Origin of the sequence: Castellaniella sp. (genome assembly GCF_041677825.1) — a bacterium.
In the GTDB taxonomy this organism is placed as follows: domain Bacteria; phylum Pseudomonadota; class Gammaproteobacteria; order Burkholderiales; family Burkholderiaceae_B; genus Castellaniella.
Map to the genome: position 1 here is coordinate 13827 of NZ_JBAYPG010000023.1, position 24426 is coordinate 38252.

The following is a 24426-nucleotide window of genomic DNA, read 5'->3' on the forward strand; positions in this document are numbered from 1 at the left end:
AGGGTGCGGCAGGCAGTGTCAGGACTGATCCATCATTGGTTGAGGGTAGGCTTGCCCGGCAAACAGGCGACGGGCGGTCCGGTAGAAATAGCCACGTTCGACATGCCAGCCCGCCGGCTTGTGTCTGACGACATCCGCGCCAGCAGACAAAACCCCTGAAGGCATGCCGATACGCACGGCCCCGCTGTGCACCGGACGCCGCTCCGGGGAACGCGTGACAGCATGCACGACTGATCCTTCGATGGCTGCGGCGGCGGCCAGGCAAAGCGAAACGGTCAACTGCACCGCCATATGGGGCTGACCGCTGGACAGCATCCGTACCGTGAGATCGACATCGTCGGCAGGCACGGTTTCACCCGCCAGGGTCATGAACGCTCGAGGCGGCGACACGAACCCCACAAAAGGCACGACACGCTTTGCACGAGCCTGTTCAAAATCTGCGGCAATCCCCATGGCCACCGAAGCTCGAATACGTATCTCTTCAAGCAAAGTCAGTATCTCGGGACATCCGTTCAGCACGGCTGGGGACTCTACGCCCGTCAGGCCGATATCAGATGCGCGGACAAATACGCACGCATTCGCCGCATCGACCATGGACACTTCGAGGCGCCCCAGACCAGGAATCTCCAGAAACCGGGCCGCCTTGCCAGCTGGCAGCAAGGCACCTGTCGTCGCTCCCCCAGGATCCAGAAAATTCAACTGCACAGGGGCGCCCCGGCCCGCCACCCCCGGAATGGCCAGATCTCCAGCCACCTGGGCCCGCCCGTCCAGCACCGGAAAACGAGCGTGGATGACCTTGCGGGTATTGACGTTGTGTATCCTGACCAGCGCGTCCCCATTGCTCACGGACACCAGACCTTCATCGACGGCAAATGGCCCAATCGCCGACGACATATTGCCGCAATTGCCGCTGTAATCGACACGAGCCTCGTTGATCATGACCTGGGCAAATGTGTAGTCGACATCGGCATCGGGGCGCGAAGACGGCCCTACGACGCAGATCTTGGACAGGGATGAAATCCCGCCCCCCATGCCATTCAACTGACGTCCGTGCGGATCCGGGCTGCCCATCAAGGCCAGGAACAGCGCATCCCGTCGGGCCTGGCAATCGGGCAGGTCCCGTGCATGCAAGACCAGCCCCTTGCTCGTGCCGCCGCGCATGAAGACAGCCTTCACCGGTTGCAATAGGGTTTCCATCTATCAAGCCTTGTCTCGATGGTGTCATGAAGCCGGCGCGATATTGGCCTTTTGCCATTCCATCAGACGGCGCATGCCTTCCTCGAGAGGGACGTCGGCCCGCCAGCCGATCGTGCTTTCGGCCCTCTTCACATCAATTTGCAAGGCAGTGGCCGCGGCCGATTTGACCGCGCGGGTATCGGCCTGGTACACAGGTTCGACATCGGCCTTGCCTGAAAGCCTGAGGGCCATTCTGGCGACTTCGGTTGAAGTCGTATCCACACCTGTGCCGATATTGATCGACAGGTCATGCGCATCACTGACCATGGCCAGCATGCAGGCACGTGCCACATCGGACACGTATACGTAATCGTGAACCTCCTCGCCATCACCGAAGATGACCGGCGCTTCACCACGAGCAACCTGATCGCAGATCTTGGCAACGAATACCGCATTGACGGCGCGCGCATGCTGGCGTGCGCCGTATACCGAAGAAAACCGCAGGGCATTGAACTGCACGCCGTACTGCTTGGCGTACTGCGCACACAGGGACTCGCCAATGAGCTTGCTCGCGCCATACAACTTGGAAGCCGGCTGCAGATCGCAGGACACATAGCCCCTGTCCTCATCGAGGACGCCACCACCGGGCGTGCCATACACTGCAATCGAAGACGAAAAAATCACCCGGCGGACCTGATTGAAGCGACACGCCTCGAGCGTATTCAACATCCCGATGACATTGACCGACAGGCCCGTCAGGGGATCCTTGGACATCGGCAAGGTCAGAAATCCAGCCAGTGCGAAAACGCCATCTACGCCCTCGGAGGCCTCCAGCAAATCGACCAGCCTGAGCACGTCACCCCGGATACGCGTGACCCGGGGCTCGTTTTCGAGATGGGCGATCGTGGCGGGCGTTCCAAGGGAGAAATTATCGAGCAGGCGGATTTCCCTGGCACCGGCCTGCAGCAGTACATCACAAATATGCGAGCCCACGAGGCTCGCACCCCCGGTAATCAAATAGCTTTTCCCTTCAATCGTTTCTGACATGCTGTTCTCCTGAATCTGAATTCATTTGCCTGAATTACCGGCAACACTATCTGTAGCCACCACCGCCATTGACGTAAACGGTATCGGCTGTCATGAACTCGCACACGTTGGAGCACATGAAAAGAACCAATTCTGCAATTTCCGAAGGTCGCCCCAGTCGATTCATCGGCACGTCGGCCAGAAATTTCTGGGCAAGCTCGGCGGTGGTGCCCGAAGCCTTCTGAAAAGCGGTATCGAACGGTCCCGGCGAGATCGACAGGCAGCGTATCCCTTCTTTCGCAAACTCGCGTGCCACACCCAGTGTGAGCGTTGTTACAGCCCCCTTGGCCGCGGCATAGTGTATGGAAGCGCCTGGCCCACCGCGCTTGACCGACATGCTGGATACGTTGACGATGACACCAAACTGGTGCTGCAACATGTGTGGCAGAACCGCTTGTGTCATGTTGAAAACACTCTTGAAATTCAGGTCGATCGCCAGGTTCAGTAAATCTTCGTCGATGTCCAGAAACTTCGAGCGTTTGAGGGCCGAACCGGCTGAATTGAACAGGAAGTCGATTTTTCCGTATTTCGCCATGGCCTGCTCTACAAGCCTGTTGATCTCCGGTCTCCGGGTGACGTCGGTTCGTATGAACTGGCTTTCCCCGCCCTCGGCGCGGATTGTTCCTGCGACGTCTTCCCCTGGACCCTCATCGATGTCCGCGCATACGACAGAGGCACCCTGCCCGCCGAACAGCAAGGCTGCTTCACGGCCCATGCCGCTGGCTGCGCCTGTGATCAGGATCACCTTGTCATCAAAATAATCACCATACCGTTTGATCATGTTCGTGTTCTCTCTTCGAAAATAAAAAAACAAAGCGTCCGGCCGATTCGGCAGCCTAGCCCCTGATGGCAAATGGGTCGCGTTCTTCACCAGAGAAATCGATCATCACATTCTTGTAGGTCATGTATTCATCCAGCGCCCAAAGACTTCGCTCACGGCCGAACCCGCTATCCTTGAAGCCGCCAAACGGCGCCTGCATTGCGGACGCACGGTACGTATTGACCCAGACACAACCTGCATGCACCGCATCGGACACTCGCAAGGCCTGATTCAAATCCGTGGTCCAGATCCCGGCCGCCAAGCCATAATCCGTATCATTGGCCATCTGGATTGCGCTCGCCTCATCCTTGAACGGGATGATGGACAGCACAGGACCAAAAATCTCTTCGCGGGCCAATGTCATGGTATTTTCCACATCCCTGAAAATCGTGGGCTCGATAAACAGACCCTTTTCAAGCCCGACACCCCCGGCGCGCTTGCCGCCAGCAGCAAGTACTGCACCATCGCCGGCTCCTTGCCTGATCACGCCCATGACCCGATCGAACTGCGGCTGATTTGCCAATGTGCCCATTTCCGTACCGGGATCCAGCGGATTGCCGAGCACAATGCCTTTGGCGCGGGCCACGAGTCTTTCAACGATGATGTCGTACACGGGCTCCTGCACCAGCAGCCTGGATCCGGCGATGCAGGTCTGGCCCGTCGCGCCAAAGATCCCGGCAAGAGCCCCGACCACCGCCTTGTCGATGTCGGCCGATTCGAAGATGATATTGGGCGACTTGCCACCCAGTTCGAGAGTCACCGGCGTCAGATTACGCCCGGCGTCCGACGCGATCTTCCGGCCCACACCCGGGCTGCCGGTAAAGCTGACCTTGTCCACACGGCGTGAATTGACCAGCCATTGGCCTACCCTGTGATCACCGGTCACGACATTCACGACCCCTTTTGGAAAACCTGCCTGCTCGACAAATTTGGCAAACTCGAGCGTGGTCACCGATGCATGCTCTGAAGGTTTGATGACCACCGTACAGCCTGCCGCCAATGCCGGTGCCAGCTTGTTGCTGAGCAATGCCATCGGCGAGTTCCAGGCGGTCACCAGGACCGCAACCCCCAGAGGCAGTTTCTTTGCGTAATCAAGCACATTCGGCTTGTCGAGCGGGAACAAACCACCAGACAGTTTGTCGGCCGCACCAGCATAGAACCTGTAGGCTCGAGCTGCCATGTGCATTTGCGTCTTGGTTTCGCGAATGACCTTGCCATTGTCCGTGGTCTCGAGTACAGCCATACGCTGTGCATCGGCCTCAAGCAAATCGGCCATCCGGTTCATCAATCGGCCACGCTCGAGACCGGATGTTTTCGACCAGGCCGTCTCGAAGGCATCGCGCGCTGCATCAATGGCCTGGATGACCTGATTTTCGGACGCCTGAGGCACCTCGGCCCAGATTTCCTGGTTATATGGATTGACCGCCGGAAAGTACTCCTGATCTGGCCCTGTGACCCATTCGCCACCAATGAATAGACTGTATTTCACGTGTTATCCCTTTTCCTGGTTCGCCCATCTCATACCAACCATGCATAAGGCAAACTATTGGATTCTTTGGTATACAATTGAATTATAGGAACCTGACCAGCCAGAAGATCCTAGTGTTTACCCTAGAATTTGGGTACTTTGAAGAATTCTGATCTTATGGGTTCAGGGGCTCGAAAGAACCCGAACAGCAGGGACTGGCGCAGTGGATTCCTGCGACCAGCGGTCCGCGTCAGAGGCCGGCCTGTGCGCCAGCAACCCCTTTCACGAAATGATGGGCTGTTGAACCAGAGCGGACAGGCCGTCAGGCAGGGATGAACAACAGACAGAAGCCACTGGGGCCTTTGATCCGGCTCATTCGAGCGGATCACCGAATTCATCCAGCTCGACCCCCCGCGGTGCAATCCGCAGCGTAAGGGCGCTCGAGCCGGCGGCCATCAGCCAGAAGATGAAAAAACCCAGCGTATAGACCGTGGGCCGGCTGGCCTGCCACTGGCCCAGGAACACCAGATCATGCGGATCGATCAGGGCAAAGATCAAGGTGCTGCAGATGGCAGCCATCAGGAAGGCAGGCCACAGGATCCACATCAGCTTGCGAGCCTTCATGGTGCCTCCTTCAGTGACGGGCAGCCGGGGCCGTCACGACCAGGCCCTGGCGCGTACCGCCGTCGGTAATGCCCTGATCCCCGAAGGCCTGAAAGGCCAGCACGATGGTGATGACGCAGCCCACCACGGCGAGCGCCGGCCCCAGCATGAGCAGCCAGGGCCAGCGATGGCGATACCACGGCTTTCCTTCAGAGAGTTCACGCGAAGATTCGGACATAAGAGCCTCTGTCAGTTGGGGACGTAAAAACTGGACTGCTCGATGATGGTATCCACCGCAGCCCCCTCGCGGGCGCCCTGTGATTCGAACTGGATGTCGTACAGCCCGGGCTTGAGACCTTCGGCCGGTGCCCGCAGAACAACCGGCACCAGCCGATTGGATGAACCGTCGAGTGCGATGCGCGTATGGCCATGATCCGCCGTCTGCAGCGTGAGCCCCGGCAGGCCGGTGGCCTTAAGCTCAACCGAGACGGGTGTCTCGGCCGAATTGATGATCTGCAGGCGGTAGACATTTTCGATCAGCCCGCCCGCCACCTCGCGGCCCAGTGCGCCACGGTCACGGATGACGTCGACGCGCAAGGTCGTGCGCGTGGCCAGCGAAAAGACAAAGCCGATGGCGATCAGGAGCAACAAGGCGGAATAGGCCAGTACCCGTGGCCGCAACACACGCCGGCGCACCTGGCTTTGAGTCAGCCCCTGGGTGATGGCGTTGCCCGAGGTATACCGGATCAGGCCACGCTCGTAGCCCATTTTGTCCATTACCGTGTCGCAGGCATCCACACAGGCACCACAGCCGATGCACATGTATTGCAGGCCGTCGCGGATGTCGATCCCGGTCGGGCAGACCTGCACGCAGAGACTGCAATCGACGCAGTCGCCCATGCCGGCTTCCTTGTGATCGATCTTGCGCGAACGGCCGCCGCGAGGCTCGCCACGGACGTGGTCGTAGGTGACCACGAACGTGTCGTCGTCAACCATGACGCTCTGGAAGCGCGCGTAGGGGCACATGTACTTGCAGACCGCCTCGCGCATGAAGCCGGCGTTGCCCCAGGTGGCAAAAGCATAGAACAGCATCCAGAACCACTGCCACGGGCCCAGGCTGAACGCCAGCAGGTGCGTACCCAGCTCACGGATGGGCGCAAAATAGCCGATGAAGGTGTAGCCCGTCCAGAGTGCCACCACCACCCAGAGGAAATGCTTGGTGGCTTTCAGACGCAGTTTGCGCGCATTCCAGGGCTGCTGGTCCAGGCGGATGCGCGCCAGGCGGTCACCCTCGATCCTGGCTTCGATCCACATGAAGATCTCGGTATATACCGTCTGCGGACAGGCATATCCACAGAACAGGCGCCCCGCCATGGCCGTGAACAGGAACAGGGCAAAAGCCGAAAGCACCAGCAGAACCGTCAGGTAGATGACGTCCTGGGGCCAGAGCACCATGCCAAACAGGTAGAACTTGCGCGCCGCCAGATCGAACAGCACGGCCTGGCGCCCGTTCCACTGCAGCCAGGGCAGGCCGTAGAAGACCAGCTGGGTGAGCACGACCATGAGCACCCGAATCCGGGCGTAATGACCCTGCACCGAACGCGGGTGGATCTTGGAGCGCACTTCGGCCAGTGCCTTTTCGACCTGCGGCGATGTCCCCCCCGAGCCCTTGCGTATCACGCGGCGGGCGGGCTGCCAGCCGGAGAGGTCATCGGGCGGCCGCGCTGGATTCTGGTCGGCGGTGGGTTCTGACATGATGCGATCTCACTGAGGGTTGGACTGGCCCCAGACCCAGCCGGCGAGCAGGCGGATCTGTTCCGGTGTGAGATTGTCCTTTTGCGCCGGCATCTGGTTGTCACGGCCATACAGAATGGTCTCCACGATGGTGGGTTCCGAACTGCCGTAGAGCCAGATCTCGTCGGTCAGGTTGGGCGCGCCCAGGGCCTGGTTGCCCTTGCCATCGGCGCCATGGCAGGCCACGCAATAGGTATCGAAACCCCGCTTGCCTGCATTGACGCGGATCGGGTCATGCGCCAGCCCCGAAAATGAACGCACGTACTGCGCAATGGCCGAGGCCTCGTCGGGCTTGATGACCGCGCCCCAGGGCGGCATCATGCCGTGGCGCCCTTCGGTGATCGTCGTCAGGATCTGCTCTGGGGATCCCCCCCAGAGCCAGTCGCCGTCCACCAGATTGGGGAAGCCACGGCTGCCGCGGGCATCCGAGCCGTGGCATTGTGCGCAGTTGTTCAGGAACAGGCGCTGGCCGATATTCTGCGCTTGCGCATCGGCAGCGATCTCTTCGATCGGCATTTCGCGGTAGCGCGCATAGATCGGTTCGATGCGCTGATTGAGTTCGGCCTGCTCGGCCTGCACCTGCTTGCCCGCGGTGAAGCCCAGCACGCCGGACCACGACCCCAGACCCGGATACAGAACCAGGTACCCCAGGGCAAAGATGCACAGCCCCAGGTACATCACCGTCCACCAGCGGGGCACGGGATTGTTCAGTTCGGTGAGATCGCCATCCCACACATGGCCGGTATCCTCGACCTCGGCCACATCCTGCTTGAGCCAGGCCCGCTGGGAGAACAGCAGATAGACACACCAGGCGATACCGCCCAGCGCAATGATGGCAATGTAATAGCTCCAGAAGCTGCTGACGAAATCACTCATTTCTCTTCCCCGGTGTTCTTGTCGCCTGGATACTCATCGGGCAGATCGAAGGGCAGATTGGCCGCCTGTTCGTTGTCTTTGGCGCGGCGGCCCGACCAGGCCCACCAGACAATGCCGATGAAGGTGGCCATGGCCAGCACGGTGCCGATGCCAATCAGTACTGGACTCATCTCAGTGCTCTCCCCTGTGCATGGACTGCAGCGCGGCATCACGGCCCGCGACACCCAGACCCTGCAGATAGGCCACGATGGCATCCTCTTCGGTCTTGCCCACCAGCGCCTCAGGCGCCGCCTGGATCTGCTCGTCGGTATACGGCACGCCCATGGTGCGCATCACTGCCATGCGTTCGCGCACATTGGTGCCTTCGACCGAGTTGCGCTGCAGCCACGGGTACGACGGCATGTTCGATTCTTTCACCACATCGCGCGGATTGCGCAGGTGGATGCGATGCCACTCGTCGGAGTAGCGCTGCCCCACCCGTGCAAGATCCGGCCCGGTGCGCTTGGACCCCCACAGGAAGGGATGGTCGTATACCGATTCGCCGGCCACCGAATACGGCCCGTAGCGCTGCACTTCGGACTGCAGCATGCGGATCTGCTGGGAATGGCAGCCCACACAGCCTTCGCGGATATAGACGTCGCGCCCCACCAGCCGCAGAGGCTCGTAGGGCGCGACCCCTTCGGCCGGTGTCGTGGTCGAATGCTGGAAAAAAAGCGGGATGATCTGCACCAGCCCGGAGAACGACACCACGAGGATGCTGAAGACGATCAGCAGGCCGATGTTGCGCTCGAGCAGTTCATGGGAAAAGCGTTTCTTGTGCCCTGACATGATGGTCTGCTCCTTAGGCCGATGCCGGGACGGCGGTTTGTCGGGGTGTGCGTGGATCGAGCGTCTCGAGCGGCACCTTGGGGTTGACGCCGGTCTGCCCGCGCACCGTGAGCCAGGTATTCCAGCCCATGAGGCACATGCCGGTCAGGAAGAACAGGCCACCCAGCAGCCGGATCGCATAGAACGGATACGTGGCCTTGACGACTTCGACGAAGCTGTAGGTCAGCATGCCGTCTTCGCTCGTGGCGCGCCACATCAGGCCCTGCATGACCCCGGCAATCCACATGGCGGCGATGTACAGCACCACGCCCAGCGTGGCCAGCCAGAAATGCAGGTTGACCAGTTCGGGACGGGCCATCTTTTGGTGCCCGTACAGCCTGGGGATGAGGTAGTACAGCGAACCGAAGGTGATCATGGCCACCCAGCCCAGCGCACCCGAATGCACGTGGCCTATGGTCCAGTCGGTATAGTGCGAGAGCGCATTGACCGTGCGGATCGACATCATCGAACCTTCGAAGGTGGACATGCCATAGAAGGACAACGAGACCACCAGGAACTTCAGGATGGGATCCGTGCGCAGTTTGTGCCACGCACCCGACAGGGTCATGATGCCGTTGATCATCCCTCCCCACGAGGGCGCGAGCAGGATCAGCGAGAAGGCCATGCCCAGGGACTGGGTCCAGTCGGGCAGCGAGGTGTACAGCAGGTGGTGCGGGCCGGCCCACATGTAGGTGAAGGCCAGCGCCCAGAAGTGCACGATGGACAGCCGATACGAGTAGATGGGGCGCCCGGCCTGCTTGGGCACGAAGTAATACATCATGCCCAGGAAGCTGGTGGTCAGGAAGAAACCCACCGCATTGTGGCCGTACCACCATTGCACCATGGCATCCTGAACCCCCGGATAGATGGAATACGATTTCCACATGGACACCGGCAGTTCGAGATTATTGAAGATGTAGAGGATTGCGATGGTCAGGATATATGAGCCGAAGAACCAGTTGGCGACATAAATATGCTTGACGCGACGCTTGACGATGGTGCCGAAGAACACGACCGCATAGGCGACCCAGACGATCACCACCAGGATGTCGAGCGGCCATTCGAGTTCGGCGTATTCCTTGGTGGATGTGAAACCCATGGGCAGGGTGATGACGGCCCCCACCAGCACCAGCTGCCAGCCCCAGAAGGTGAAGGCGGCCAGCTTTTCGGAAAACAGGCGCGCCTGGCAGGTACGCTGGACGACATAGTAAGAGGTCGCGAACAGGCCACAGCCCCCGAAGGCAAAGATGACGCCGTTGGTATGCAGGGGCCGCAGGCGGCCATACGTGAGCCAGGGTATGTCGAAATTGAGCTGGGGCCAGATCAGCTGCGCGGCAATCAGCACCCCCACGGCCATGCCGACAATGCCCCAGAATACGGTGGCAATGGCAAACTGCCTGACCACCCGGTAGTTGAAGGTCTCGGCCGGAGCACTGGCTGTACCGGTCATGCCCATAAGTGTTCCCCTCAGAACAAGTCAAGAATCATCATCGTCCAGAATGGCCTGTGCGGCCTCTCCGGCATCATCGAACTGGCCTGAAAACACGGCCCACCAGAACGCCACCCCGATCCCCAGGACAAGCAGCAGGGAGATCGGCAAAAGCAGGAAAAGGCCATCCATGCGCACGCCTCATCCGGTACTGTTGACCAGGCCAAACGCGCCGGACCCCCTGATGCGGGTCAGGCGCCAGGCATTGGCCGCCACGGCCAGCGACGACACCAGCATAGTGAGCGCGGCCAGCCAGGGCTGCACCCAGCCGACGGCCGCCAGCGGCGTGACCAGCCCGTGCCAGGCCAGCGAACCAAACAGGTTCTGGCGTGCCACGCGCTGCATGGCCTCGTCCAGAAACTGCTCTTCGGCGGCCGACTGCCGCCCGTGGCGCAACGATAGGGTACGCCGCGCCGCGAGCGCCGCCGGGACGGACATGGACAGCGCACAGGGACAGCTCATGACCAGCAGCGCGACCGTCACGGCAACCGCCTGGCCTGGCTGAACCCACCACCACCACAGGCCCACGCCAGCCGCAAGCAGAAGCTGCACGCAGACAAAGCGCAATGCCCAGCGATCCGCCAGCGCCAGCAGGGTGCCGTCGGGGCCGTGTGCCGGCAGATGAGCCACCGCCTGGCGGGCACAGAGTTCAAGATAGCGCGCGCCCAGAAGAAAGGCGACGAACATGGAGACCGAATCGAAATACACCTCGCCCGCCTGACGCCAGGTGGCGATCACGCTGGGGATGAACGCCGCCAGCAGGCCAAGCGCCACCGGCACGTCCATGCCCACATGGCGCCGGCCCAGGTCGTGCCAGGCACCCTGCCACAGCGGCCACGCGCAATACGTGATGAGCGGCATGCACAGCACCAGGCTGGACCAGTTCATGAGCACAATGGCCTGCTCGAGCGTCTGCTGGGCTTCGGCCGAACGTTCGGCATGGCGCAGATAGCCCGGGAATGCCAGCATCATGACCTGCATCATCACCAGCCAGGCCAGCCCCGTGCGCGCCAGCATGCGGCGCCGTTCACGACGCGAGGACTCGCTGATGCCAGCTGGCGGAGAAAACAGGTTGGGCGTACGCATGAACCGACTATAGCCAGAGGCGCGCAAAGATACTTTGATCCAAATCAAGAAATGAATATCAACACTACTGACAGCATGGACATTGACGCCAAAAAAAACAGGGAGGCTGTGCCCTCCCTGCCCTGTTCAGAACAAGCCCGTTCAGGCGACTTGCGACTCGGCGCCCTCTTCGAATTGCGCTTCTTCGGTCGAGCCCGCCATCGCCGTCGTCGAGGACTGCCCGCCTTCGATGGCCTGCGTGACGGCATCGAAGTACCCGACCCCGACCTCGCGCTGGTGCTTGACGGCGGTGAAACCCTTGTCGGCCGCCGCGAATTCCTTCTGCTGCAATTCGACGAATGCCGTCATCTGATGGCTGGCGTAGCCATGCGCCAGTTCAAACATGCTGTAGTTCAGCGCATGGAAGCCCGCCAGGGTGATGAACTGGAACTTGTAGCCCATGGCGCCCAGTTCACGCTGGAAGCGCGCGACCGTGGCGTCATCCAGATTCTTCTTCCAGTTGAACGACGGCGAGCAGTTATAGGCCAGCATCTTGCCGGGAAAGCGCCGGTGGATGGCGTCCGCAAAGCGGCGGGCATACTCGAGATTGGGCGTCGACGTCTCGCACCAGATCAGGTCCGCGTAGGGCGCGTAGGCCAGGCCGCGCGCAATGGCCTGATCCAGGCCGGCGCGGGTGCGGTAAAACCCTTCCACGGTGCGCTCACCGGTAATGAACGGGGCATCATTCTCGTCGACGTTGCTGGTCAGCAGGTCAGCGGCCTCGGCATCGGTGCGGGCCACCAGCAGCGCAGGCACGTCCATCACATCGGCCGCCAGACGGGCCGCCACCAGCTTGGCCACGGCCTCGCGCGTGGGCACCAGAACCTTGCCCCCCATGTGGCCGCATTTCTTCACGGAGGCCAGCTGGTCTTCGAAATGCACCCCGGCAGCCCCGGCCTCTATCATGGCCTTCATCAATTCAAAGGCATTGAGCACACCGCCAAAGCCCGCTTCGGCGTCGGCCACGATGGGCGCCAGATAGTCGATATAGTCGGCCTCTCCGGGATTCTTGCCCTCCATCCACTGGATCTGGTCGCAGCGCAGCAAGGCATTGTTGATGCGCCGCACCACCATGGGTACGGAATTGGCCGGATACAGGGATTGATCGGGGTACATTTCGCCCGCGATATTCGCGTCACCGGCGACCTGCCAGCCCGACAGGTAGATGGCCTTCAGGCCGGCCTTGACTTGCTGCATGGCCTGATTGCCAGTCAGGGCACCCAGGGCATTGACGAAGGGCTCTTCGTGCAACAGCCGCCACAGGTTTTCGGCGCCGCGCCGGGCCAGGCTGTACTCGACCTTCACCGAGCCACGCAGACGGACCACTTCTTCGGCGTCATAGCCGCGCTTGATCCCCTGCCAGCGCGCATCTTCAGCCCAGCGGCGCTGCAGGTTGCGGACTTCATCTTCTCTGGTACTCATCGTGCATCTCCCGAAAGGATTGGAATGGAATGAAATCGAATGGGCACAGTGTACTCGGATGATGCAGCGCATATAGCTCATATGTCTTATATAAGATAGTATTTTTTATTACGTAAAATCATGCTGTTATATTTTCTATTTCATGTTATGAAATAATTTTCGATATCATGAAAATATTTTCAACGCACTGCAGCATGTCTGTTTCACATGCCACCAGCAAGGTTTCACCATACGAAAAATACGGCGAGGGTATAGAGTATCGGGATCCAGTGCATTCTTCTTCCGGGCCCTGCCATCATGTCATTCAAATCCCTCGCCGACAGCCCGCTGGGCAAGGCGGTCGCCGCCTCCGACCACTACGACCCCGGCCTGCTCCATGTGATCGAACGGGCCGGCACACGCAGCCAGCTGGCCTTGCCGCTGGCCAGCCATGGTGCCGATATCTGGAACGCCTATGAACTTTCCTGGCTCGACGCGGCAGGCAAGCCTGTGGTGGCCATGGGCCGCTTCACCTTTGCCCATGACAGCCCCGGCCTGATCGAATCCAAGTCCTTCAAGCTCTACCTGAACAGCTACAACGAAGAACGGTTCGAATACGCCGATATTGTCCGGCTGCGCCTGTATACAGACCTGTCACGCGCCTGCGGCAAGCCGGTCGGGGTCGAGATCCTGTCGGTGCGTCCTGCCTTCGAACTCAGTTGCGCCCCCTTGCGCGGCAGCTGCATCGATGACCAGACGCTCCAGTTCGAAGCCACCACCCTGCCCCAGCCCGAGGCGCTGGCATGTACCGCCTCGGCGCCCTTCGTACGCGAGACCCTGGTCAGTGAACTGCTGAAATCGAATTGCCCCGTTACGGGCCAACCCGACTGGGCCAGCCTGCAGATCACCTATGCCGGCCCGAAGATCAGCCGCGCAGGCCTGCTGCGCTACATCGTCTCATTGCGCCGCACACAAGAGTTTCACGAACTGTGCGTGGAAAAGATCTACGGCGAAATCATGCAGCGCTGCCACCCTGAAACGCTGCTGGTCTACGCCCGCTACACGCGACGCGGGGGCCTGGACATCAACCCCTGGCGGGCCAACCATGACCCCGGCGACATCAGCCACAGCCGCACGCTCAGGCAATGAGGGATCCCGCCCATACCCCGGTGCGAAAGGAATACAGCGCGGCCTTGTGGATCATTGCGGGCCGCCCGTGGCACGCTCGCGCATCTGCGGCCAGGCCATGCGCAGATACCAGCACATGGACCAGAACGTCAGTATGGCCGCCACGATGATCAGCACGGTGCCGATCCAGCGTATGGGCAGCCCACGCCACGGCGCCCAGTAGAGAAGGCACGGGATCGCAACCATCTGCGCCGCCGTCTTGAACTTGCCCAGCCAGTTCACGGCCACGCTGCTGCTGGCGCCGATCTTGGCCATCCATTCACGCAATGCAGAAATAGTGATCTCCCGGCCTATGATGACCAGGGCGATGAGCGAATCCACCCGCCCCAGATCGAGCAGGATCAACAGTGCCGCACAGACCATGAGTTTGTCGGCCACCGGGTCGAGAAATGCGCCGAAGGCCGATGTCTGGTTCCAGCGGCGCGCCAGCCAGCCGTCGAGCCAGTCGGTTACGGCCGCCACGATGAACGCCAGTGCCGCCGCCGCATCGCGCCAGCCGGCTGTCCAGGCATCGGGCAGATAGAACACCCCCACGATCAGCGGGATCATGGCAATGCGCAACCAGGTGAGGGCAATCGGGATATTCAAAGGCATGATAGACGCCATACTACCCTGTTCATTCATGCAGCGCATCGTAGATGCGCCCGGCCAGTTCATCCGAGATACCGGCGACACTGCGCAGTTCATCGATGCTGGCATCCACCACCCCCGAAAAGCCCCCAAAGCGCGCCAACAGCTTCTGTCGGCGCTGCTTGCCGATGCCTTCGATTTCTTCGAGACGTGATATGTTGCGCGCCCGCGCCCGCCGTGCCCGCATGCCCGTGATGGCAAAACGGTGCGCCTCGTCACGCACCTGGGCCACCAGCATCAGCGCCGGGGACTCGACCCCGAGCGCCACGGGTGCACGGCCATCGGCAAACACCAGGGTCTCGAGCCCCACCCGGCGATGATCGCCCTTGGCCACGCCCACCAGAACGGCGATATCCAGGCCGAGTTCGACAAACACCTGGCGCGCCACTTCAACCTGCCCCTTGCCGCCGTCGATCAGGACCACGTCGGGCATCGGCATCTGGCCATCGGCCACCTGCGCGAAACGCCGTGTCAGCGCCTGCCGCATGGCGGCATAGTCATCCCCCGGCTCGATGCCGGCGATGTTGAACCGGCGGTACAGCGAATGCTGCATGTCGTGGTTGCGGTACACGACGCAGGAGGCCTGCGTGGCTTCGCCGGCTGTATGGCTGATATCGAAACATTCGATGTGCAGGGCGTTCAGCGCCGCGTCATCGGTGTCCAGATCCAGCTCTATGGCCAGTGCGCGCGTACGCGCCTCACGCGCGCTGGACTCGCTCAGGCGATTGGCCAGGGCACGCTGCGCGTTGCGGCGCGCCTGCTCAAGCCAGGCGCGCCGTGTCCCCTGGGGGCGGGTCAGCACGCGCACCGGGTGGCCGTGCTGGGCGGCCAGCATGGCCAGCAAATCGGCATCCGGAACCGCATGCGAACAGACCAGCACCGCAGGCGCAGGGTTGTCGGCATAGTGCTGGGCAATGAAGGCCGCCAGGATGTCTTCGGCCGCCTGATCCTGTGCCTGGGTGGGAAACAGCGGCCTGTCACCCAGGTGACGCCCGTTGCGAACCATCGCCAGGTTCACGCACACGCGGCCTTCAGCCTGTTCGAGCGCAATGATGTCCACGCTGTCTTCGCCCACCTGCTCCATGGTCTGCTGCTGCAGCACCTTGGCCAGGGCGCGCATCTGGTCGCGCAGCACCGCCGCCTGCTCGAAATCCTGACGATCCGAGGCGGCCATCATGCGCGTCTCGATATCGCGCATCACTTCGTCGGAGCGCCCCTCGAGGAAGCGGATCGCACGCTGCACGTCGGCCTGGTAGTCTGCAAGCGAAATCAGGCCCACGCAGGGCGCCGAACAGCGGCCGATCTGGTACAGCAGACAGGGGCGTGTCCGGTGGGCGTACACGCTGTCCTCGCAGGTGCGCAGGCGAAAGACCTTCTGCAGGATCTGTATGGTTTCGCGCACCGCCCATGAATTGGGATACGGGCCGAAGAAATGCCCCTTGCCCCGGGTGCTGCCACGGTAGTACACCAGCCGTGGGGCCTCGTGGTCGGTGATATGCAGATAGGGATAGGACTTGTCGTCCCGGAAGAGAATGTTGTAGCGGGGCCGAAGGCGCTTGATGAGATTGTTTTCGAGGATCAGGGCTTCGGCCTCGGTGCGCGTGACCGTGATCTCGGTGCGCACCACCCGCGCCAGCATGTGGGCAATGCGCGGGCCATGGCCCGATTTGCGGAAGTACGAACTGACCCGGCGTTTCAGGTCGCGCGCCTTGCCCACATACAGAACCTCGCCTTGCGCATCCAGATGCCGATAAACACCTGGCAGGTGCGGCAGATCAGCCAGGAAATTCTTCAGATCGAAAGCTTCGGGCTCGGACATAACGTGCATCGGACAGGAGTTCGGCCCAGCCAGGCGCTGGCCGGCCCGGGCGCAGGCGGCGGATGCGGTTCACCGATGCCATCTGCACGGGCTGGCCCGCCAGACCCTCGAGCAGCGCATCGGCCAGATCGGGCCGGTTGCACACCAGCACCATGTCGCAGCCTGCCTGCAGCGCCGCCCGGGCGCGCGCGTGGATGTCACCCGCCACGCTGGCCCCTTCCATGGTCAGATCATCGGAAAACACCACCCCATCATACTGCAGGCGATTGCGCAGGATATCCGTGATCCAGCGCCGTGAAAACCCGGCGGGCTCTGGCGCCACCTGCGGATAGATGACGTGCGCCGGCATGATGGCCGGCAGCACCAGATCCCCCAGCCACGCGTAGGGCGCTGCATCGGTGGACATGATGTCTTCCAGGGCGCGCCGGTCTGTCGGCACTTCGAGATGCGAATCGGCAGCGACTGCGCCATGCCCCGGGAAATGCTTGCCACAGGCCCCCATGCCCGCCTGGCCCAGGCCCTGCACCAGCGCACGGGCCAGCATGGCCACCACGGCCGGTTCTTCGTGCAGGGCGCGGTCACCGATCACCTGGCTGAGCCCGTAATCCAGGTCCAGAACGGGGGTGAAGCTGAAATCGACCCCACAGGCGCGCAGCTCGCTCGCCAGCACGAAGCCGGCTTCGGTCAGGGCGTGCAGCGCAGCCTGGGGGTCATGGCCGTACCAGCGGCCGAAGCTGCGCATGGGCGGTATGGCGGTGAAGCCATCGGTGCGAAAACGCTGTACCCGCCCGCCTTCATGGTCCACTGCGATCAGCAGGGGTTCGTCGCGCACTGCGTGAATGCTCTCGCAGAGTTCGCTCAATTGACTGCGATCGGCAAAATTGCGCGTGAAGAGAATCACGCCACCGACCTGCGGGTGCATCAGGCGGCGGATTTCGGCGGATGCAAGCTCGAACCCGGCCACATCCACCATGACAGGGCCTGGCAACAGCCTGGACGCTGGCGCATTCATGGCAGCAGCCCCCTTGCCGCGTGACCGACAGACGCGCCCATATTCGGCGTGTCCAGCCCGGCGGATCGATCCTGTTGCTCCACGATCACGAATGCGGCCACCATGTCGGCCTCGTCGGTCATCGAGACATGTGCCGGGCCAAAACGCACGCGATACCAGAGCGCCAGTTCGGCCGACAGATGGATCTCGGGGGCGCCGCCCTTGCGATTGAGGATCTGCACACGCGACCAGGTCATGGGCATGTGAATGCCCAGCCCGATGGCCTTCGAGAATGCTTCCTTGGCGGCAAAGCGCGTGGCCAGATAGCGGATGCCGCGACGTGCATCGCGTGCTGCGCGCCGCGCATGAACAGCCTGCTCGTCAGGGCCCAGAATGCGCTCGACGAAGCGGTTGCCATGACGAGCATAGACACGCTCGATACGTGCGACCTGGAGCAGGTCGGTGCCAATGCCGGCAATCCCGGGTGCGTACACAAGGCCTCCTGGAAAAAAGGGTCCGGTTGCCCGGTGCCTGAACGAAACGCACCGTGCGCGCCAGGACTACAGTTTCAGAAAATGCTCGCGATAATGCCTGAGTTCATCGATGGATTCCTGGATGTCGGCCAGCGCTTCGTGCTTGCCCACCTTGTTGAAGCTGCGATAGACCTCGGGCTTCCAGCGCAGGGACAGTTCCTTCAGTGTACTCACGTCGAGGTTGCGATAATGGAAGAAGGCCTCGAGCCGCGGCATGTATCGCACCATGAAGCGGCGATCCTGGCAAATCGTGTTGCCGCACATGGGTGATTTGCCGGCCGGCACCAGGGGCTCGAGAAACTGCAGCAGGATGTCCTCGGCCTGCGCTTCCGTGAGCGTCGAGGCCCTGACCCGATCGATCAGGCCACTCTTGCCGTGGGTCGACTGATTCCATTTGTCCATCCCGTCGAGCACCGGTGGTGCCTGATGGATGACCAGGACAGGCGCCTGCGCCACGAGTGTCAGGTCGGGCTCGGTCACGATGACGGCTATTTCCAGGATGCGCTCCCTGGCTGGATCCAGGCCCGACATTTCCATATCGAGCCAGATCAGACGCTGGTCATGCTGGGCCATACTCTATAATCCATGATTGCAAAGACCTGATTTTCGCATATTGGCCCGACCCGCATGCTGACCGCCCTGTTTCTTGCCTGCCTGCTGGGTGACCTTGCCTTGCGCACCTGGCTGGCCCGGCGGCAGATCCGCCACGTGATGGCGCATCGCAACCATGTGCCTGACGCCTTTGCGCACCGCATCGGCCTGCACAGCCACCAGCGGGCAGCCGACTATACGGCGGCACGCAGCCACCTCACCATCATAGAGCGCATCGTCGAGGCGCTGGTGCTGCTCGGGCTGACACTGCTGGGCGGGCTCCAGTGGCTGGATATTCTCGCGGGGCGCCTGATCGATTCCGAACTCTGGCGCCAGGCCGCGCTGATCGCGGTCGTGCTGGCGCTGCTGGGCCTCATCGGTCTGGCATTCTCGGCCTGGCGAACCTTTGTGCTCGAGGCCCGGTTCGGCTTCAACCGCATGACCCCACGGCTGTTCATGGTCGACGGCATGAAGATGCTGGTGGTCACCCTGGTTCTGGGCATTCCGCTGCTGCTGGCCATCCTGTCGTTGATGCAGGCCAGTCCACAGCACTGGGCCTGGTGGGCCTGGGGGGTCTGGGTAGGGTTCAACCTGCTGGTGCTGTGGCTCTATCCCGGTTTCATCGCCCCCTGGTTCAATCGGTTCACCCCGCTGGACAACCCCGAACTGAGCGAGCGCATCCATGCGCTCGCGCAACGCTGCCATTTTGGCCTCGAGGGGCTGTTCGTCATGGACGGCTCGCGCAGATCGGCCCACGGCAATGCCTATTTCACGGGGTTTGGCAGGCACCGGCGCATCGTATTCTTCGATACCCTGCTGGCCCGCCTGAATACCGACGAGGTGGAAGCCGTGCTGGCCCATGAACTGGGGCATTTCGCCCACCGGCATGTCTTGCGGCGCATCATCATGAATTTCGTGGCCGCAGGGGTTCTCCTCCAGCTCCTGGCCTGGCTGTCCACGCAGACCTGGTTCTATGTGCAGCTGGGTGTGGTTCCGCAACTGGGCCGCCCCAACGACGGCCTCGCCCTGCTGCTGTTCATGCTGACCCTGCCGGTGTTCACCTTCTGGGTCACACCCATTGCCAGCCTCCTGTCGCGCCGCGACGAATTTCAGGCCGATCGCTACGCCGTGACCCAGTGCGGGGCCCAGCCACTGGCCGATGCACTGGTCAAGCTCTATGACGACAATGCCGCCACGCTGACACCCGATCCCCTGCACTCCGCTTGGTACGACAGCCACCCTTCGGCTGCCGTGCGCATTGCGCATCTGCACGATGCCTGAACCCGCTCTGCTCCAGGGGCGCATCATCGCCGCCCATGGGCGGCATTACCGGGTCGAGATGGACGGCGACGGCACCATACGGCACTGCTATGTGCGTGGCAAGAAATCGGGCCTGGCGGTGGGCGACCGGGTGCTGGTGCGCCCCGAAGGCGAAGAAGGCCTGATTGTCGAAGTCATGCCGCGTCGCAACCTGTTCTATCGTTCCGATGCCAACCGCAGCAAGCTGTTCGCCGCCAATATCGACCAACTGCTTCTGGTGATCGCCCCGGAGCCCGAATTCTCGCTCGAACTCATCAGTCGGGCGCTGGTGGCGGCGGACAGCGCGGGGGTTCCCGTATGCATCGTGCTGAACAAGGCCGACCTGCCCGGCATGGAGCAGGCCCGCGCGCGCCTGCAGGGCTTCGCCGATCTGGGTGTGCCCATCATCGAAGTCAGCGCGCTGAGTCCGGTTGCAGTGCAACACAGCCTGGGCCCGCGCCTGAAGGACCGCTGCAGCCTGTTGCTGGGGCAAAGCGGGATGGGCAAATCGACTCTGCTCAACGCACTGGTACCCAACGCTCAGGCACACACCGGGGCGCTGTCAGCCGCGCTGGGCACCGGGCGCCATACCACCACCCACACGCGTCTGCACGCCTTGCCACAGGGCGGTACCCTCATAGATTCGCCCGGTTTCCAGGCCTTTGGCCTGCAGCACCTCAGCGCGGATGAAGTCGAACGCGGCTTTCCGGAACTTGCGGCAGTGGCCGCGAATTGCCGCTTTGCGAACTGCAGGCACCACCGCGAGCCAGGCTGCGCCGTACAGGCCGGCATCGCACAGGGCGACATTTCGCCAGAACGGCACGCCCTGTATCTGCGCATTCTCGAGGAAAACGCAGCGGGCGAACGCTATTGAGACGCGATTATTGGCGGCCCGGCCACGGGCCTGCTGCAAGATCGACAGCCGAAGGGCCTGACAGCGAGCCACCGCCTGCCGCGGGCGCCCGCACCCGAGCCTGACCGGTGGGCTGCGCAGCGGCCTGGGGGCCGGTGCTGCCTGGGCTGTTGATGCTGGCGCCAGAAAGACCTGGACCAGCCTGGGCTGCCGCGAGAAAATGGTACAGATTACGGATCAGCATGGCTGTTGCGCCCCAAATGAAATGGGGGCCCCAGCGGATCGAGTAGTAGCAGCGGCCCTCGCCATACTGCACCTGCATGCGATGCAGCACATGCCGTGCCGGATCCATGAGCACGGCCAAGGGCACCTCGAAGACCTCTGCAACCTCTGACGCATCGGGCATGACCCGAAAGCCCGGCAGCAGTTCGCCCACGATGGGTGTCATGAGGAACCGGGTCGTGGTCAGCAGACTGGGCTGGGCGCCCATGACACGCACATACTGACGCTCGATGCCGATTTCCTCACGTGTTTCACGGATTGCCGCATCGACGGGCCCCGGATCGGTGGGTTCGATGCAGCCCCCGGGAAAGCTGACCTGCCCGGCATGGTGATGCAGATGTTCGGCCCGACGGGTCAGCAGGACGTGCAGGCCATCGACGCGCGGCACCAGGGGCACCAGAACCGCCGCCTGGCGAGCCGCCTGCCCGACATCGCCGGACACATCGAAATCGCGGCTGAACAATGGTTCGATCTGCCAGGACACCGGTCGTTTGAACGCCTGGCGAATGTGTTCCAATTGCAGGCTTGCAGGCGGCAGGGCGGGCAATGGGCTGCTGGGCACCACAGGCTGTGTGGCCGGGTCGAACCCGTGCTCGTGCCTGACTGAACGAGCCTGGATCAGCTGCGACATGGCATCCTGAAAAAGACGGCCGCAAAACGCAAAAAGCACCCTGACGGGTGCCTTGTGCACGAATGCCCCAAGCGGGATCAGACGGCCTTGCGGACCAGCTTTTCCTTGATGCGGGCTGACTTACCCGTGCGGCTACGCAGGTAGTACAGTTTAGCACGCCGCACCGCGCCGCGACGCTTGACCTCGATGCTGGCGATTTGTGGCGAATACAGCTGGAACGTGCGTTCGACCGATTCGCCGGATGACATCTTGCGTACGGTGAAGGCTGAGTTCAGGCCACGGTTGCGGCGGCCGATGACCACGCCTTCGTACGCCTGCACGCGCTTGCGCGTACCTTCGACCACGTTGACGTTGACGACCACGGTATCACCCGGGCCAAAATCCGGCAGGCTGCGCCCCTGCATGAGGCGGGCGATTTCTTCTTGCTCTAGCGTTTCGATGAGATTCACAATGGGCTCCAGGGCATCTTGGACCGATGGCGTTGTTGGATACGATATGGCCAGGCCAGAGGATGCAAAGCCAAGCATTATACACGCAAAACCAGGCCGGCCCAGCAGCCTGCACCCACCCAGCCACCAACCCGAAGCCACCCAGCCACTAACCTGAACCCATCCAGGCGCAACCTGAACCCACCCAAGCGGCAGCCCGAAGCCACCCCGAGGCAGCCCGAGCCCACCCGGGCCGCTGCCCGAGCCCGCCGGGTCGGCTAGAAGCCGGCCGCCACCCCGAGCCACAGCGTGGCCGGCACCATGGCGGCCCAGAGCAGAACCATGATGACATCGGCCAGACCCTGACGCGCCAGGCGCCACCACCGCCCAGCCGCGCTGGCCTTCGCCGATGCATGCCTTGCGGGCCTGCGGTGCTGCCGTGCCCCGCCGTGCGCGGACGGCCCCGGTGATGCCCTGGAAAACCGTACCGGACTGATGCCTGCCCTGACCATGGATACCCCCTTGCAAGCCGCCTGCCCTGCAGGGGCGACAGCACTGTGTTTGTGTACAGCACATACTGTACACAAACACAGTGCATCTTGCAAGGCTTGCCTGAATGCTGCTCAGGGCGCCATCCACAGCACCGGGTCAGAGTGCCCGGCCGTCCCCAATGGCCGAGGCCAATGCCGCCGCGCGCGGCAGCACATGAATGGCATAGGCCTGCGCCGTATGCAGTTTTCGGGCATGGAAGGCGTCATCCGGGGTGTCTGCCAGCACCTGCGCAGCCACCTGGGCAGCGCGGGCCAACTGCCAGCCCGCGTGTGCAGTACCTGCCAGCATCAGACAGGGTACGCTGCCGGCAAAAACGGCCCGCACATCTTCGCCCACGGTGCCCAGCACAAAATCCACGGCCTGGTCATAGGCAGCGGCGGCGCCCTCGAGGCGCTGGGCGATCAGGTGCAACCCGGCGGCATGGGGCCCTGAGACAGCCCGCAGGGCCGCAACCGTGTCACGCATCCCCGCAATCTGGCCGCGCGCGACGGCACCGCCATCGCGTACCAGTTTGCGGCCGATGAAGTCATTGGCCTGTATCGCCGTGGTGCCCTCATAGATGGGCAGGATACGGGCATCGCGATAGTACTGGGCCGCCCCGGTTTCTTCGATATACCCCATGCCGCCATGCACCTGCACCCCCAGCGAGGCCACCTCGACGGCCGATTCAGTCGAGTAGCCCTTCACGATGGGCACCAGGTATTCGTAGATCGCCCGGCACTCGGCGCGTGTCCGGGGATCCGGTGCGTGGCGTGCACGATCATTCAGCCCGGCCGCCACATAGGCAACGGCCCGGGTACCTTCAGCCAGGCCACGCATGATGGCCAGCATGCGGGCCACATCGGGATGCCGCTCGATGGGCACGGGGCCTGCAGACCCTTCGGGGGGACGGCCCTGAATGCGCTCGGCCGCATACGCGGCCGCGTGCTGCAGCGCGCGCTCGGCCACGGCAACGCCCTGGATGCCGACGGCAAACCGGGCGGCGTTCATCATGATGAACATGTATTCGAGCCCGCGGTTTTCTTCACCCACCAGGTAGCCCACTGCGCCACCGGTGTGCTCGGCGTCGGCGCCATACAGCAGGACCGCGGTCGGGCTGCCGTGAATGCCCAGCTTGTGCTCGAGCGAGGCACAGACGAGATCGTTGCGCGCCCCCAGCGAACCATCGGAGCCGACCAGAAACTTGGGCACGATGAACAGCGAAATCCCTTTCACCCCGGCTGGCGCATCCGGGGTGCGCGCCAGCACCAGATGGATGATGTTCTCGGCTACGTCATGATCCCCCCAGGTGATGAAGATCTTCTGGCCGGTCAGTCGGTAGCTGCCGTCGGGCGCACGCGCAGCGCGTGTATTCACGAGCGCCAGATCAGAGCCCGCCTGGGGCTCGGTGAGATTCATGGTGCCCGTCCAGCGGCCCTGGATGAGCGGCGGAATGAACAAGGCCTGCTGTTCGGGCGAACCGACCAGCGACAGGGCCTCGATGACGCCATCGGTGAGCATCGGGCACAGGGCAAAGGCCAGGTTGGCTGCGTTGAGGTTTTCGGCGGCCGCTGCGGCCACCATGTGGGGCAGGCCCTGGCCGCCATACTGCACATCGTGAGGCAGGCCCTGCCAGCCACCCTGGGCATAGGCGGCGAAAGCCGCCCTGAAACCCGGTGATGTCGTGACCCGGCCCGCTTCGCAGTGCGCCGGATGCAGATCCCCCACGCGATTCAGCGGGGCGATCTCCTGCTCGACGAAACGGGCATTCTCCTCGAGTACGGCCTGGACCAGATCTTCGGATACCTCTTCGAAGCCGGGCAGGGACAGGGCCCCGGGCAGGTCGGCCAGGGAATGCAGGACAAAGTGGATATCCTGCAAGGGAACCTGATAGGTCATGACATCGTCCTCATGATGGACACAGAATGAGCGGTATCGGGGCCGG

The 24426-nt window shown here is 62.5% G+C and carries 26 protein-coding genes; 3 read left to right on the plus strand and 23 right to left on the minus strand.

Annotated features, from left to right (window positions below; genetic code table 11):
- Positions 1 to 18: 18 nt before the first annotated feature.
- The 14 genes from WCY17_RS10315 to aceA form a co-directional block, all read right to left on the minus strand.
- Entirely contained in the window at positions 19 to 1197 is a 1179-nt protein-coding gene (locus WCY17_RS10315) for a 2-methylaconitate cis-trans isomerase PrpF family protein (RefSeq protein WP_372702100.1), read from the minus strand.
- Positions 1198 to 1221: 24 nt separating this feature from the next.
- The gene (locus WCY17_RS10320) at positions 1222 to 2223 is read right to left on the minus strand and encodes an NAD-dependent epimerase/dehydratase family protein (RefSeq protein WP_372702101.1); all 1002 of its coding nucleotides are present in this window, start codon (positions 2221 to 2223) and stop codon (positions 1222 to 1224) included.
- A gap of 46 nt (positions 2224 to 2269) precedes the next feature.
- On the minus strand, positions 2270 to 3043 hold the full coding sequence (locus WCY17_RS10325) for an SDR family NAD(P)-dependent oxidoreductase (protein ID WP_372702102.1): 774 nt from the start codon (positions 3041 to 3043) through the stop codon (positions 2270 to 2272).
- A gap of 55 nt (positions 3044 to 3098) precedes the next feature.
- On the minus strand, positions 3099 to 4571 hold the full coding sequence (locus WCY17_RS10330) for an aldehyde dehydrogenase (RefSeq protein ID WP_372702103.1): 1473 nt from the start codon (positions 4569 to 4571) through the stop codon (positions 3099 to 3101).
- A gap of 351 nt (positions 4572 to 4922) precedes the next feature.
- Positions 4923 to 5174 (minus strand): hypothetical protein, encoded by a 252-nt coding sequence (locus WCY17_RS10335; protein WP_372702104.1) that lies wholly within the window; start codon positions 5172 to 5174, stop codon positions 4923 to 4925.
- A 10-nt stretch (positions 5175 to 5184) separates the two neighbouring features.
- Positions 5185 to 5391 carry a hypothetical protein gene (locus tag WCY17_RS10340; RefSeq protein ID WP_372702105.1) on the minus strand — a complete coding sequence of 69 codons (207 nt, stop codon included), beginning with the start codon at positions 5389 to 5391 and terminating at the stop codon, positions 5185 to 5187.
- Positions 5392 to 5402: 11 nt separating this feature from the next.
- A complete protein-coding gene (gene ccoG, locus WCY17_RS10345; RefSeq protein ID WP_372702106.1) occupies positions 5403 to 6908 on the minus strand; it encodes a cytochrome c oxidase accessory protein CcoG in 1506 nt (501 codons plus the stop codon).
- Between the two features lie 9 nt (positions 6909 to 6917).
- Positions 6918 to 7823 (minus strand): cytochrome-c oxidase, cbb3-type subunit III, encoded by a 906-nt coding sequence (gene ccoP, locus WCY17_RS10350; protein WP_372702107.1) that lies wholly within the window; start codon positions 7821 to 7823, stop codon positions 6918 to 6920.
- Positions 7820 to 7993: a cbb3-type cytochrome oxidase subunit 3 gene (locus WCY17_RS10355; protein WP_372702108.1), complete on the minus strand. Its 174-nt coding sequence runs from the start codon at positions 7991 to 7993 to the stop codon at positions 7820 to 7822. The genes ccoP and WCY17_RS10355 overlap by 4 nt, the downstream gene beginning before the upstream one ends.
- Before the next feature lies 1 nt (position 7994).
- A complete protein-coding gene (ccoO, locus tag WCY17_RS10360; protein ID WP_372702109.1) occupies positions 7995 to 8651 on the minus strand; it encodes a cytochrome-c oxidase, cbb3-type subunit II in 657 nt (218 codons plus the stop codon).
- 13 nt (positions 8652 to 8664) lie between these two features.
- Positions 8665 to 10146, minus strand: coding sequence for a cytochrome-c oxidase, cbb3-type subunit I (gene ccoN, locus WCY17_RS10365; RefSeq protein ID WP_372702110.1), 1482 nt, complete (start codon positions 10144 to 10146; stop codon positions 8665 to 8667).
- Positions 10147 to 10167: 21 nt separating this feature from the next.
- Positions 10168 to 10311, minus strand: a complete 144-nt coding sequence (gene ccoS / locus WCY17_RS10370) for a cbb3-type cytochrome oxidase assembly protein CcoS (protein ID WP_372702111.1) — start codon at positions 10309 to 10311, stop codon at positions 10168 to 10170.
- Between the two features lie 9 nt (positions 10312 to 10320).
- The gene (locus tag WCY17_RS10375) at positions 10321 to 11265 is read right to left on the minus strand and encodes a hypothetical protein (RefSeq protein ID WP_372702112.1); all 945 of its coding nucleotides are present in this window, start codon (positions 11263 to 11265) and stop codon (positions 10321 to 10323) included.
- A gap of 141 nt (positions 11266 to 11406) precedes the next feature.
- On the minus strand, positions 11407 to 12726 hold the full coding sequence (gene aceA, locus WCY17_RS10380) for an isocitrate lyase (protein ID WP_372702113.1): 1320 nt from the start codon (positions 12724 to 12726) through the stop codon (positions 11407 to 11409).
- Positions 12727 to 13023: 297 nt separating this feature from the next.
- On the opposite strand from aceA, the gene queF reads away from it, so the two are divergent.
- Entirely contained in the window at positions 13024 to 13854 is an 831-nt protein-coding gene (gene queF, locus WCY17_RS10385; RefSeq protein WP_372702114.1) for an NADPH-dependent 7-cyano-7-deazaguanine reductase QueF, read from the plus strand.
- Between the two features lie 51 nt (positions 13855 to 13905).
- On the opposite strand, the gene pgsA is transcribed toward queF, so the two are convergent.
- The 5 genes from pgsA to orn form a co-directional block, all read right to left on the minus strand.
- Positions 13906 to 14487 carry a CDP-diacylglycerol--glycerol-3-phosphate 3-phosphatidyltransferase gene (gene pgsA, locus WCY17_RS10390; protein ID WP_372702115.1) on the minus strand — a complete coding sequence of 194 codons (582 nt, stop codon included), beginning with the start codon at positions 14485 to 14487 and terminating at the stop codon, positions 13906 to 13908.
- 22 nt (positions 14488 to 14509) lie between these two features.
- The gene (gene uvrC / locus WCY17_RS10395) at positions 14510 to 16342 is read right to left on the minus strand and encodes an excinuclease ABC subunit UvrC (protein ID WP_372702116.1); all 1833 of its coding nucleotides are present in this window, start codon (positions 16340 to 16342) and stop codon (positions 14510 to 14512) included.
- Complete coding sequence (nagZ, locus tag WCY17_RS10400; protein WP_372702117.1) at positions 16299 to 17354, minus strand: beta-N-acetylhexosaminidase; 1056 nt, start codon at positions 17352 to 17354, stop codon at positions 16299 to 16301. Before nagZ ends, uvrC begins: the two co-directional genes overlap by 44 nt.
- Positions 17351 to 17827: a holo-ACP synthase gene (gene acpS, locus WCY17_RS10405; protein WP_372702118.1), complete on the minus strand. Its 477-nt coding sequence runs from the start codon at positions 17825 to 17827 to the stop codon at positions 17351 to 17353. Before acpS ends, nagZ begins: the two co-directional genes overlap by 4 nt.
- A 66-nt stretch (positions 17828 to 17893) precedes the next feature.
- A complete protein-coding gene (orn, locus tag WCY17_RS10410) occupies positions 17894 to 18439 on the minus strand; it encodes an oligoribonuclease (RefSeq protein WP_372702119.1) in 546 nt (181 codons plus the stop codon).
- 54 nt (positions 18440 to 18493) lie between these two features.
- Here orn and WCY17_RS10415 point away from each other — a divergent pair, with 54 nt between their 5' ends.
- Positions 18494 to 19738 carry a M48 family metallopeptidase gene (locus tag WCY17_RS10415; protein ID WP_372702120.1) on the plus strand — a complete coding sequence of 415 codons (1245 nt, stop codon included), beginning with the start codon at positions 18494 to 18496 and terminating at the stop codon, positions 19736 to 19738.
- A complete protein-coding gene (rsgA, locus tag WCY17_RS10420) occupies positions 19731 to 20630 on the plus strand; it encodes a ribosome small subunit-dependent GTPase A (protein WP_372702121.1) in 900 nt (299 codons plus the stop codon). The genes WCY17_RS10415 and rsgA overlap by 8 nt, the downstream gene beginning before the upstream one ends.
- A 7-nt stretch (positions 20631 to 20637) precedes the next feature.
- On the opposite strand, the gene WCY17_RS10425 is transcribed toward rsgA, so the two are convergent.
- The 4 genes from WCY17_RS10425 to WCY17_RS10440 form a co-directional block, all read right to left on the minus strand.
- Positions 20638 to 21522 (minus strand): CoA pyrophosphatase, encoded by an 885-nt coding sequence (locus WCY17_RS10425; protein ID WP_372702122.1) that lies wholly within the window; start codon positions 21520 to 21522, stop codon positions 20638 to 20640.
- A 77-nt stretch (positions 21523 to 21599) separates the two neighbouring features.
- A complete protein-coding gene (gene rplS, locus WCY17_RS10430; RefSeq protein ID WP_372702123.1) occupies positions 21600 to 21971 on the minus strand; it encodes a 50S ribosomal protein L19 in 372 nt (123 codons plus the stop codon).
- A 257-nt stretch (positions 21972 to 22228) separates the two neighbouring features.
- Positions 22229 to 22462 carry a hypothetical protein gene (locus WCY17_RS10435; protein WP_372702124.1) on the minus strand — a complete coding sequence of 78 codons (234 nt, stop codon included), beginning with the start codon at positions 22460 to 22462 and terminating at the stop codon, positions 22229 to 22231.
- A 136-nt stretch (positions 22463 to 22598) separates the two neighbouring features.
- Positions 22599 to 24380, minus strand: coding sequence for an acyl-CoA dehydrogenase (locus WCY17_RS10440; RefSeq protein WP_372702125.1), 1782 nt, complete (start codon positions 24378 to 24380; stop codon positions 22599 to 22601).
- Positions 24381 to 24426 lie beyond the last annotated feature (46 nt).

Excerpts from the sequence above, each read along its gene's own strand:
- WCY17_RS10315 (WP_372702100.1), bottom strand. The coding sequence starts at position 1,197 with ATGGAAACCCTATTGCAACCGGTGAAGGCTGTCTTCATGCGCGGCGGC.
- WCY17_RS10320 (WP_372702101.1), bottom strand. The coding sequence starts at position 2,223 with ATGTCAGAAACGATTGAAGGGAAAAGCTATTTGATTACCGGGGGTGCG.
- WCY17_RS10325 (WP_372702102.1), bottom strand. The coding sequence starts at position 3,043 with ATGATCAAACGGTATGGTGATTATTTTGATGACAAGGTGATCCTGATC.
- WCY17_RS10335 (WP_372702104.1), bottom strand. The coding sequence starts at position 5,174 with ATGAAGGCTCGCAAGCTGATGTGGATCCTGTGGCCTGCCTTCCTGATG.
- WCY17_RS10340 (WP_372702105.1), bottom strand. The coding sequence starts at position 5,391 with ATGTCCGAATCTTCGCGTGAACTCTCTGAAGGAAAGCCGTGGTATCGC.
- ccoG (WP_372702106.1), bottom strand. The coding sequence starts at position 6,908 with ATGTCAGAACCCACCGCCGACCAGAATCCAGCGCGGCCGCCCGATGAC.
- ccoP (WP_372702107.1), bottom strand. The coding sequence starts at position 7,823 with ATGAGTGATTTCGTCAGCAGCTTCTGGAGCTATTACATTGCCATCATT.
- WCY17_RS10355 (WP_372702108.1), bottom strand. The coding sequence starts at position 7,993 with ATGAGTCCAGTACTGATTGGCATCGGCACCGTGCTGGCCATGGCCACC.
- ccoO (WP_372702109.1), bottom strand. The coding sequence starts at position 8,651 with ATGTCAGGGCACAAGAAACGCTTTTCCCATGAACTGCTCGAGCGCAAC.
- ccoN (WP_372702110.1), bottom strand. The coding sequence starts at position 10,146 with ATGGGCATGACCGGTACAGCCAGTGCTCCGGCCGAGACCTTCAACTAC.
- ccoS (WP_372702111.1), bottom strand. The coding sequence starts at position 10,311 with ATGGATGGCCTTTTCCTGCTTTTGCCGATCTCCCTGCTGCTTGTCCTG.
- WCY17_RS10375 (WP_372702112.1), bottom strand. The coding sequence starts at position 11,265 with ATGCGTACGCCCAACCTGTTTTCTCCGCCAGCTGGCATCAGCGAGTCC.
- aceA (WP_372702113.1), bottom strand. The coding sequence starts at position 12,726 with ATGAGTACCAGAGAAGATGAAGTCCGCAACCTGCAGCGCCGCTGGGCT.
- queF (WP_372702114.1), top strand. The coding sequence starts at position 13,024 with ATGTCATTCAAATCCCTCGCCGACAGCCCGCTGGGCAAGGCGGTCGCC.
- pgsA (WP_372702115.1), bottom strand. The coding sequence starts at position 14,487 with ATGCCTTTGAATATCCCGATTGCCCTCACCTGGTTGCGCATTGCCATG.
- uvrC (WP_372702116.1), bottom strand. The coding sequence starts at position 16,342 with ATGTCCGAGCCCGAAGCTTTCGATCTGAAGAATTTCCTGGCTGATCTG.
- nagZ (WP_372702117.1), bottom strand. The coding sequence starts at position 17,354 with ATGAATGCGCCAGCGTCCAGGCTGTTGCCAGGCCCTGTCATGGTGGAT.
- orn (WP_372702119.1), bottom strand. The coding sequence starts at position 18,439 with ATGGCCCAGCATGACCAGCGTCTGATCTGGCTCGATATGGAAATGTCG.
- WCY17_RS10415 (WP_372702120.1), top strand. The coding sequence starts at position 18,494 with ATGCTGACCGCCCTGTTTCTTGCCTGCCTGCTGGGTGACCTTGCCTTG.
- rsgA (WP_372702121.1), top strand. The coding sequence starts at position 19,731 with ATGCCTGAACCCGCTCTGCTCCAGGGGCGCATCATCGCCGCCCATGGG.
- WCY17_RS10425 (WP_372702122.1), bottom strand. The coding sequence starts at position 21,522 with ATGTCGCAGCTGATCCAGGCTCGTTCAGTCAGGCACGAGCACGGGTTC.
- WCY17_RS10435 (WP_372702124.1), bottom strand. The coding sequence starts at position 22,462 with ATGGTCAGGGCAGGCATCAGTCCGGTACGGTTTTCCAGGGCATCACCG.
- WCY17_RS10440 (WP_372702125.1), bottom strand. The coding sequence starts at position 24,380 with ATGACCTATCAGGTTCCCTTGCAGGATATCCACTTTGTCCTGCATTCC.